We start from the raw sequence: 7,349 nt of genomic DNA, 5'->3' as shown, positions 1-7,349 counted from the left end.
CCGAGGACCGTTTCGCCGCGCTCGGCGGGCGCCGGGCCGACGCCATGGTGCTGGTCCGCAACGAGCTCGCGCGGCATGCCTGGGCGGCCGCGGGGTACGAGCCGCAGGAGCAGTGGCGGCGCTGGGTGAAGCCCCTGGCCTGAGCTACCGCGACCTTCCCTTTGCCAGTGCTTTACCATGGGTGGACTTCGATCCACCGGATGAAAGGTGTGAGCGTCCGCCCATGGGCGAGCCTCCCAGTACCCATACCGCCGCGCGACACCGCGCGCACCGCCTCCGCCTGGCCGATCATGGGACGGAGGTGACCCGATGACCGAAGTGCTCCTGCTCCTCGCGGCCGTACTGCTCTCCTTGGTGTGCGCGGTGTTCGTGGCGGCCGAGTTCTCCCTCACCACCGCCGAGCGCAGCGATCTGGAACGCGCCGTCGAGCGCGGCGAACGCGGCGCCGGCAGCGCCCTCAAGGCCGTACGGAGCCTTACGTTCCAGTTGTCGGGCGCCCAGCTGGGCATCACCGTCACCGGGCTGGTCATCGGCATGATCGCCAAGCCGTCGATCGCCAAGCTCCTCACGGGACCGCTGGAATCGGTCGGCCTGTCCGCGTCGGCCGCGAGCTCGGTGGCCCTCGTGCTGGGCATGGTGCTCTCCACGGTGTTCCTGATGGTCGTCGGCGAGCTCGTCCCCAAGAACTGGGCGATCTCCTCGCCGCTCGCTGTCGCGAAGGTCGTCTCGGCCCCGCAGCGCGCGTTCAGCGCCGCCTTCCGGCCGCTGATCAGCCATCTCAACACCTCGGCCAACCATCTGGTACGCCGCTTCGGTCTGGAACCCGCCGAGGAGCTGGCCTCCGCCCGCAGCCCGCAGGAGCTTGTCGCCCTGGCCCGGCACTCGGCCAAGCAGGGCGCGCTGGAGGCGGACACCGCCGAGCTGTTCGTCCGTACCCTCAACCTCGCCGAGCTCACCGCAGAGAACGTGATGACCCCGCGCGTGCAGGTCACCGCCCTCGACATCCAGGCCACCGCGGAGGACGTCGCCAACGCGACCCGCGCCACCGGCCTCTCCCGCTTCCCCGTCTACCGAGGCAGCCTCGACTCGGTCGTGGGCATAGCCCATATCAAGGACGTCCTCGCCGTCCCCGCCGAACGGCGGCGCCTGCACCCGGTCACCGCGCTGCTGCGCGAGCCGCTGCTGGTGCCGGAGACCCTCACCGTGGACCGGCTCCTGGACCAGCTGTACGGCAAGCGGACCATGGCCGTCGTCATCGACGAGTACGGCGGCACCGCGGGCGTCGTGACCCTGGAGGACATCGTGGAGGAGGTCGTCGGCGAGGTCCGCGACGAGCACGATCCGCACGAGACCCCCGACCTCGCCCCCGCCGGCCAGGACGCCGACGGCCGCACCCTGTACTCCGCGGACGGCGCCGCCCGCGACGACCAGCTCGCCGCGATCGGACTGCGCGTGCCGGACGGGCCGTACGAGACCCTCGCCGGCCTCGTGGCGACCGAGCTCGGCCGGATCCCCAAGGTCGGCGACCGTGTGGAGCTGACCGGCTGGCGCATGGACGTGGTCGACGCGACCGGGCGGCGCGCGGCGCGCGTCCTGCTGCACGCCCCGCTGCACACCGATGACGACGAGGAAGCCGCCCGATGACCGCGATCCAGATTCTCATCGGCCTGGCCACGCTGGTCGTCAACGCCTTCTTCGTGGGCGCCGAGTTCGCGCTGATCTCGGTACGCCGCAGCCAGATCGAACCGCTCGCCGAGGAGGGGAACCGCCGCGCCCGCAGCGTCATTTGGGGCCTGGAACACGTCTCGGCCCTCATGGCCGCCGCCCAGCTCGGCATCACCCTGTGCACCCTGGTACTCGGTGTGGTCGCCGAGCCCGCCATCGCGCACCTGGTCGAGCCCGTCTTCGACGCCGTGGGCGTGCCGGACGGGCTCATCCACCCGGTCTCCTTCGTGCTCGCGCTCGCGGTCGCGACGTATCTGCACATGCTGCTCGGTGAGATGGTGCCGAAGAACATCGCACTGGCCGAGCCCGCCCGCACCGCACTGCTGCTCGGGCCTCCGCTGGTGACGCTGGCCAGGGCGCTGCGTCCGGTGATCTTCGCGATCAACGCCTTCGCCAACGCCATCCTGAAACTGCTCAGGGTGGAGGCCAAGGGCGAGGTCGCCGCGACCTTCTCCGACGACGAGCTGGCCCGCCTGGTGACCGACGCGGGCGCCGCCGGGCTGCTCGACGACCGGGCGGCCGACCGGCTGCGCGACGCACTCGAACTGGGGCGCCGGCCGGTGCGGGACGTGGTGGTACCGCTGGAGGACGTGGTGCGGGCCGCGGTCGGCACCACGCCCGCGGAGCTGGAGCGGCTCGCCGCGAGCTCCGGGTACTCCCGCTTCCCGGTCGTCGACGACGACAGCCGCATCCTGGGCTACCTCCACGTCAAGGACGCCCTCGACGCGTCGCCGCGCGACGTGGCCTTCCCCGTCGCCGCGCTGCGGCCGATCGCACGGGTGCGCGCCGCGACCCCGCTGGACGACGTCCTCACCGCGATGCGCCGCAGCCGTACGCACCTGGCGGCGGCGCTCGGCGAGGACGGCAAGCTGGCCGGCCTGGTCACGATGGAGGACGTACTGAGGGAACTGGTGGGTCCCCCGGCAGCCGCGGCCTAGCTTTCGCTCGGGGGCGGGGGCGGGGGGCGGATGCGGGTGCCCGGCCGGAGCGTCTCCGGGGAGGCGCTCAGCGTGGGGTTCCCGTGTGTCCTTGTGGTTCCGGTCGGAGCGTCGGCGGGGGTGGCGCTCAGCGCGTGATGCCGGCCGGAGCGTCGGCGGGGTGGCCCGGGTTGGTGGTCTCGGTGAGGCCCGGACCCGGCGCCCCGAGACCCGCGGACCCGACCGCCATGAGCACGGCGAGCACCGCGGCCATCCCGGCGGTCGCGAACGCGACGGTCCAGTGAACGTCGAGCAGACTGGTCGCGCCTGCCGTCAGAACGGCGGCGAGGGCCTGGGCGAAGGTACGGACGGCCCGCTCGGCAGTGGCCTTCCAGAAGGCAGCGGTGAACAACATCGCACGCTCACTCTCTCGCACGGCCGACCCGGCCGGCCCCGAAAACTTGATGTGTACCCGGCATACCGCGGAACAGCGGACACGGACAGGGGGCGAACGAAGCCGGCGCGGGCGGGATGAGGTGCGTGAGGGCAAGCGCGCCACCCCCGGGCCGCCTTTGGCCACCACGGAGTGCGGGCACGCTGGCCCCCGGGCACCGTTGGCCACCGCCTGCGGTGTAGGCACGCCGCCCCGGGCCGCTCTTGGCTACCGCGCGGTACGATCACAGCGCCATGGAGATGAATGCCTCATACACCAGTTTTGCCGCGATCGGGGACTCCTTCACGGAGGGCATGTCCGACCGGCTTCCCGACGGGTCCTACCGCGGCTGGGCCGACCTGCTCGCCATCCGTCTGGCGGCCCGCACGCCCGGCTTCCGCTACGCCAACCTCGCCGTGCGCGGCAAGCTGATCGGGCAGATCGTCGAGGAGCAGGTAGCCGCTGCGGCCGCCCTGCGCCCGGACGTCATCACCCTGGTCGGCGGTCTCAACGACACCTTGCGCCCCAAGTGCGATATGGGCCGGGTACGCGGCCTGTTGACGGAGGCCGTCGAGCAACTCGCCCCCTCCTGCGAGCAGCTGGTCCTGATGCGCAGCCCGGGGCGCAACGGGCCCGTCCTCGACCGGTTCCGGCCGCGCATGGAAGAACTGTTCGCGCACATCGACCAACTCGCCGAGAAGCACGGGGCGTTGGTGGTCGACCTCTATGGTGCTCCGGCGCTCGCCGAGCAGCACATGTGGGACTTCGACCGGCTGCATCTGACGGCCGAGGGGCACCGCCGGGTGGCCGAGGCCGTCTGGCAGACCCTGAGCCTGGACGCGGAGGACGACTGGCGCTCGCCCCTGCCGCCCCCGGCCCGGCCGGGCTGGGCCGCGAGTCGCACCGCCGACCTGCGCTTCGCCCGCCAGCACCTCGTGCCGTGGATAGGGCGCCGCCTCACGGGCCGCTCCTCCGGCGACGGCCGCCACGGGGCGCACTTCGACGCCGCGCAGGGCCGGGCGTTCTGGGTCGCTCCGGCGGAGGGGAAGCCGGTGGGCCCGGTCTCGGAGTGGGTGCGGGTGGATGGCTGAGGTCAGCCGACGACGGCCGGCTCCGGCACCCGCGCAGCCACGAAGCGTGTCGTGCCCCGATGCCGGAAGCCCAGGGACTCGTACAGCCTGATCGCGCGGGTGTTGCCGGCGGCGGTGTGCAGGAACGGCGTCTCGCCCCGCTCCCTGATGCCGACGGCGACCGCCCGCACCAAACGGGAGCCGAGCCCCTGACCGCGGAAGGCGTCGTCGGTGCAGACGGCGCTGATCTCGGTCCACCCCGGCGGGTGCAGACGTTCGCCCGCCATCGCGATGAGCCGGCCGCCGCGCCGGATGCCCAGGTAGGTGCCGAGCTCCACGGTGCGGGGCAGGAAGGGGCCCGGCCGGGTGCGCTCCACGAGCGCCAGCATGTCGGGCACGTCGTCGACGCCGAGCCGGACCGCTTCCTCGTCGGGCCGGGCCTCCACCGACTCCCCCACGAGCTGGACGCCCGCCATGTCGAAGGTGACCTCCCAGCCCTCGGGCAGCGGGGCGCGCACCCCGGGGAGCTCCACTTCCGTGCCGGAGCCGGCGAGTGCCGCCAAGTCCGCCCAGTCCTTGTCGTCCGGCTCCGTGGGCAGCCCGAGCCAGGGCGACACATCGGTCCGGTACCGCAGCACCCGTCCGCGCCGCTCGGCGAACCCGGCGTGCGGCCCGGCCAACGAGGCGTACGCGGGGTTGTCCAGCGGGTGGGCCGGGACCTCGGCGAGGGCGGACGCGTTGTACATGATCTCCTCGTTCAGGACGGGCCAGGACCGGACGGATCAGGCCAGGAGAGGACAGGGACGGCACGGGACGGGACGGGACGGCACGGGACGGGACGGGACGGGACGGCACGGGACGGGACGGCACGGGACGGGACGGGACGGGACGGGCTGACTCATCAAACCTCCCTCAGGCAATGTTCCGGCAGGCGGCCGGCATTCCCGGAGCCGCACCTGGAGCCGCACCTTTCGGTGGGCAGGGCTGCCCACCGCGTCAGCGAAGCCGGCGGGACGGTAGCCCCGGTGGCCTCGCCGGGTGATCGTTCTTGGCATGCTGTCCCCATGCCGTCCCCCGCGCTCAACGACCTCGTCGACGAACTCCTCTCCACCTCGGGCCCCCTCACGATCGTGACCGCCGGAGACCCCGTACTACGGCGCCCGGCCGAGCCGGTGGCCGGCCGCCTCGACCCGCGGCGGCTCGGCCGGCTGATCGAGGCGATGCGCGCCACGATGCACGCCGCGCCGGGGGTCGGTCTTGCCGCGCCCCAGGTGGGACTGCCGCTACGGCTCGCCGTCATCGAGGACGCGGCCGAGGTGTCCGACGAGGTCAGGCGGGTGCGTGGCCGTGTTCCGCAACCGTTTCGGGTGCTGGTCGATCCGTCGTACGAGCCCGTCGGTGCCGGCCGCACCGCGTTCTTCGAGGGCTGCCTGAGCGTGCCCGGCTGGGGCGCCGTGGTCGCCCGGCACGAGAGTGTGCGCCTGCGCGCCCTCGACGAGCACGGCCGCGCGCTGGACGAGGTGTTCACCGGCTGGCCCGCCCGTATCGTGCAGCACGAGACCGACCACCTGAACGGCATGCTGTATCTGGACCGCGCGGAGCTCCGCTCGCTCTCCTCGCGCGAGGAGATGGCCGAGCGCTGGAACCAGCCGGCGCCCACCGCCGCGGCCGACGCCCTGGGCTTCGATCTCTCGTAGCAAGCGACAAACCGGGGTGGGGCGCTGGCCTGCAGAAATCGCCAGTAGAATCTGTCCACGTGACTGCTGTGTCTGCGAAGCCTCGCATCCCCAATGTTCTGGCCGGCCGCTACGCCTCCGCGGAGCTCGCCGTCCTCTGGTCCCCCGAGCAGAAAGTCAAGCTGGAGCGCCGGCTGTGGCTGGCTGTGCTGCGTGCCCAGAAGGACCTGGGGATCGAGGTGCCCGAGGCAGCGCTCGCCGACTACGAGCGCGTGATCGACCAGGTCGACCTCGCCTCCATCGCCGAGCGCGAGAAGGTCACCCGGCATGATGTGAAGGCGCGCATCGAGGAGTTCAACGCCCTCGCCGGGCATGAGCAGGTCCACAAGGGCATGACCTCGCGCGACCTGACCGAGAACGTCGAGCAGCTCCAGATCCGCCTCTCCCTCGAACTGATGCGGGACCGCACCGTGGCGGTCCTGGCCCGCCTCGGCAAGCTGTCCGGCGAGTACGCCGAGCTGGTCATGGCCGGGCGCTCGCACAACGTGGCCGCGCAGGCCACGACCCTGGGCAAGCGTTTCGCGACCGCCGCCGACGAGCTCCTCGTGGCGTACGGCCGCCTGGAGGACCTGCTCGCCCGCTACCCGCTGCGCGGCATCAAGGGCCCGGTCGGCACCGCGCAGGACATGCTGGATCTGCTCGGCGGCGACGCCTCGAAGCTCGCCGACCTGGAGCAGCGCATCGCGGGCCACCTCGGCTTCGCCCACGCCTTCACCTCCGTCGGCCAGGTCTACCCGCGCTCCCTCGACTATGACGTGGTGACCGCGCTTGTGCAGCTGGCCGCTGCACCCTCGTCGGTCGCCAAGACCATCCGGCTGATGGCCGGGCACGAGCTGGTCACCGAGGGCTTCAAGCCCGGCCAGGTCGGCTCGTCCGCGATGCCGCACAAGATGAACACCCGCTCCTGCGAGCGCGTCAACGGCCTGATGGTCATCCTGCGGGGCTACGCCTCGATGACCGGCGAGCTGGCGGGCGACCAGTGGAACGAGGGCGACGTCTCCTGCTCGGTGGTGCGCCGGGTCGCGCTGCCCGACGCGTTCTTCGCCTTCGACGGCCTGCTCGAGACCTTCCTCACCGTCCTCGACGAGTTCGGCGCCTTCCCGGCCGTCGTCGCCCGCGAGCTGGACCGTTACCTGCCGTTCCTGGCCACGACGAAGGTCCTGATGGCCGCCGTACGCTCCGGGGTCGGCCGGGAGGCCGCGCACGAGGTCATCAAGGAGCACGCCGTGGCCTCCGCCCTCGCCATGCGTGAGCAGGCCGCCGAGCGCAACGAGCTCCTCGACAAGCTCGCCGCCGACGACCGCATGCCGCTCGACCGGGATCGGCTCGACGCCCTGATGGCCGACAAGCTGTCCTTCACCGGCGCGGCCGGCGACCAGGTGGGCGCCGTGGTCTCCCGCATCGAGGAGATCGTCAAGCAGCACCCCGCGGCGGCCGGTTACGCTCCGGGCTCGATCCTGTGATCCTG

Annotated in this window: 7 protein-coding genes and 1 pseudogene; 6 read left to right on the top strand and 2 right to left on the bottom strand. The window is 72.3% G+C overall.

The window, feature by feature from the left end:
• The 3 genes and pseudogenes from AB0D31_RS30520 to AB0D31_RS30510 form a co-directional block, all read left to right on the top strand.
• Window positions 1-143, top strand: a pseudogene (locus AB0D31_RS30520) (GNAT family N-acetyltransferase); the annotation flags it as partial.
• Window positions 144-309: 166 nt separating this feature from the next.
• On the top strand, window positions 310-1,644 hold the full coding sequence (locus AB0D31_RS30515; RefSeq protein ID WP_362729099.1) for a hemolysin family protein: 1,335 nt from the start codon (window positions 310-312) through the stop codon (window positions 1,642-1,644).
• Window positions 1,641-2,663, top strand: a complete 1,023-nt coding sequence (locus AB0D31_RS30510; RefSeq protein WP_362729097.1) for a hemolysin family protein — start codon at window positions 1,641-1,643, stop codon at window positions 2,661-2,663. The genes AB0D31_RS30515 and AB0D31_RS30510 overlap by 4 nt, the downstream gene beginning before the upstream one ends.
• A 127-nt stretch (window positions 2,664-2,790) precedes the next feature.
• Here the strand turns inward: AB0D31_RS30510 and AB0D31_RS30505 are convergent, their stop codons facing one another.
• The gene (locus AB0D31_RS30505) at window positions 2,791-3,057 is read right to left on the bottom strand and encodes a holin (protein ID WP_362729096.1); all 267 of its coding nucleotides are present in this window, start codon (window positions 3,055-3,057) and stop codon (window positions 2,791-2,793) included.
• A gap of 272 nt (window positions 3,058-3,329) precedes the next feature.
• Between AB0D31_RS30505 and AB0D31_RS30500 the strand changes: the two genes are divergently transcribed.
• Window positions 3,330-4,166 (top strand): SGNH/GDSL hydrolase family protein, encoded by an 837-nt coding sequence (locus tag AB0D31_RS30500; protein ID WP_362729094.1) that lies wholly within the window; start codon window positions 3,330-3,332, stop codon window positions 4,164-4,166.
• 2 nt (window positions 4,167-4,168) lie between these two features.
• On the opposite strand, the gene AB0D31_RS30495 is transcribed toward AB0D31_RS30500, so the two are convergent.
• The gene (locus AB0D31_RS30495) at window positions 4,169-4,891 is read right to left on the bottom strand and encodes a GNAT family N-acetyltransferase (RefSeq protein WP_362729092.1); all 723 of its coding nucleotides are present in this window, start codon (window positions 4,889-4,891) and stop codon (window positions 4,169-4,171) included.
• 318 nt (window positions 4,892-5,209) lie between these two features.
• On the opposite strand from AB0D31_RS30495, the gene def reads away from it, so the two are divergent.
• Both def and purB read left to right on the top strand, forming a co-directional pair.
• Entirely contained in the window at window positions 5,210-5,842 is a 633-nt protein-coding gene (def, locus tag AB0D31_RS30490; RefSeq protein ID WP_362729090.1) for a peptide deformylase, read from the top strand.
• A 59-nt stretch (window positions 5,843-5,901) separates the two neighbouring features.
• Window positions 5,902-7,344: an adenylosuccinate lyase gene (gene purB, locus AB0D31_RS30485; RefSeq protein ID WP_362729088.1), complete on the top strand. Its 1,443-nt coding sequence runs from the start codon at window positions 5,902-5,904 to the stop codon at window positions 7,342-7,344.
• The last annotated feature ends 5 nt before the right edge of the window (window positions 7,345-7,349 follow it).

It is taken from the genome of Streptomyces sp. NPDC048361 (genome assembly GCF_040651795.1).
Classification (GTDB): domain Bacteria; phylum Actinomycetota; class Actinomycetes; order Streptomycetales; family Streptomycetaceae; genus Streptomyces.
This window is presented reverse-complemented; position numbering and strand designations above follow the sequence as displayed.